The 711-nt window shown below is 42.9% G+C and carries 1 protein-coding gene; it reads left to right on the top strand.

All coding sequences use genetic code 11. The features are described 5' to 3' along the window. A partial coding sequence (locus tag EAO38_RS08655) for a putative barnase/colicin E5 family endoribonuclease (protein ID WP_456237305.1) occupies positions 1-499 on the top strand: 499 nt, incomplete at its 5' end. Between the last annotated feature and the right edge of the window lie 212 nt (positions 500-711).

Here is a 711-nt window from a genome sequence, read left to right on the forward strand (position 1 = left end):
CAAGCAAGATATTTTAGACGCCATTAGATTTAAAAACAAGCTTTTAGAAGACATTTTAAAACCCAATCCCGCCTTTGGGGAGAATTTTAAAGAATTTGCGCTCAAGGGCAAAGAGGCGGTTAGCAAGCTTTTAAAAGAAAAACGCGGGCAAGTAGCCGGAGCGTTTTATAAAGAGGGGTTGGGCTATATTGATTTGGTGTGGGGAGAAGTTAGAAACAAAGAGGGCAAGATACAAGGACATGGCTTAAGCAAGATTGTAGAAAAGCACCTTGATGACTTTAGTCCTTTTGAGGGGGCTAATGCTTTGGAGAGGTTGGGGAATGGGCTAGAAAAAATTATACAAAATGGGGAAGTGGTGAAACAAGAGGGGGGGAGAATAGGCATGGTATGCAGAATAGGAGATAAGACCTTTAGAGTAGGGCTAAAAAAGAACTGGAAGGGAGAGGCTACGCACAACCACTGGATCATTACAGCCTATCACGACAGGGAGAAACCTTGAGTACTATTCCCTCTCAAGGCTTTACTAGGGGCAAGAGTCCGCCCCTAAACTCCTACAATAAGGGTAGCATAAACCCCCCCAAAAGTCAAACGAAATGGGATTACAAGAAAGAGCCAATCAATGAAATCTTTTAACTTTGTACTTCTGTGCTTATCTCTTGTGTGGTACTTTGGGGGGTTTTAATGCTCACCCCCTACCTTAACCAAGTCTTT

It is taken from the genome of Helicobacter vulpis, from assembly GCF_003660395.1.
GTDB lineage: Bacteria > Campylobacterota > Campylobacteria > Campylobacterales > Helicobacteraceae > Helicobacter > Helicobacter vulpis.